The sequence below is a fragment of the Streptomyces calidiresistens genome (assembly GCF_014141525.1).
Classification (GTDB): domain Bacteria; phylum Actinomycetota; class Actinomycetes; order Streptomycetales; family Streptomycetaceae; genus Streptomyces; species Streptomyces calidiresistens.
This window is the reverse complement of the sequence record NZ_VKHS01001181.1, coordinates 1-1,183: the sequence shown is the minus strand read 5'-3', so window position 1 is coordinate 1,183 and position 1,183 is coordinate 1. Positions and strand designations below refer to the sequence as shown.

At 74.9% G+C, this 1,183-nt stretch carries 1 protein-coding gene; it reads right to left on the bottom strand.

Annotated elements, in window-relative coordinates:
• Positions 1-71: 71 nt before the first annotated feature.
• Positions 72-731, bottom strand: a complete 660-nt coding sequence (locus FOE67_RS26255; RefSeq protein ID WP_323385558.1) for a hypothetical protein — start codon at positions 729-731, stop codon at positions 72-74.
• Positions 732-1,183 lie beyond the last annotated feature (452 nt).

Genomic DNA, 1,183 nt, shown 5'->3' with positions numbered 1-1,183 from the left:
GTCCGCCGGGGTCCGGGGCGGTCGGGCCGGCCGGCGTCGCGCGGCCCGGGGACGGGGTCGATCGGTACGGATCAGGAGGTGCCGGAGGAAACGATGACCAGCGACACGTCCCCGCCGGAGGCGGCCCTGGCCAGGTCCGGCGCCTCCGCGCGGCTCACCCGCAGGGTGACGGCGAGGTTGTTGCGTCCGGCGACGTCGGACTCCCCGAAGATGTTCTCGACCTTCACCCGCTCGGCGATCACCGTCTCGCGGGCGGAGCCCTCCTCGGCGGTGCGCTCGTCGCCCACCCAGTAGGCGGCGACGGAGTCACCGGCCTTGAGGCCGGAGGGGAACTGACCGGCGCGCAGCGAGACACCGACGATGACCTCGTCGCTGCCCAGCGTCTCGTCGGTGGTGAGCATCTCCCCGACCAGGAGGGTGCCGGCGACCAGATCCACGGCCGGCCGGTAGTCCTCGGCCAGCGCGCCGCGCTGGCCCCAGCGCACGTAGGAGACCGCCTCGTCCTCGGCGACGAGCACCGGGGCCATCGCCGAGTCCGGGATGGGCTGGCCGGCCGGCACCCGCTCGGTGATCTTGATGACCTCGATGCGGTCACCGGCCCGCAGCACCAGCGTGGCGGCGCCGAGGGCGCCGACGAGGATCAGCAGGACGGCCAGGGCGGCGAGGGCGGGCTTGCGCTCGCGAGGGGGCGTGGGCAGGCGGTCCGCCACCACCGGTGCCCCCGTCGTCACGGACCTGTTCGCATTCGCGGCAGCCCGGTCCCGGGTCTTCACGCCACCACCCCCGCGGTCGACTCGCGCCCGAGCGGGCGCTTGGGGATTCGCGGGCACCGGGTCGGGCCCGCGAACCGTGTCTCGGTTGTTCTCGTGTCCCTCGTCCCCGGCGGGGTCTCCCCCCGCGCGTCCCCGGCTCCCGGTACCGCACGTGGTCGGTGACCCGTCCGGTCGATCGCCGGCGGGGATCGCCCACCCGCGCGGCACACCGGACGCGGTCGTTCCCCCGGTCGCGGCGGGGTCGGTTCGCCCGATTCCCCTCGTGGCCGCCCCTGTCGGGCGGGCAGGACGCTCGAACGGTATCAGCCGCCCGAGTGGCCCTACAACGGCAGGGCTGTCACACCCGTGCAACAGCCATTGACCACGCGGTGATCGGGGAGCGAGCGGGGTGGAACGGGCCGGAAGGGGGT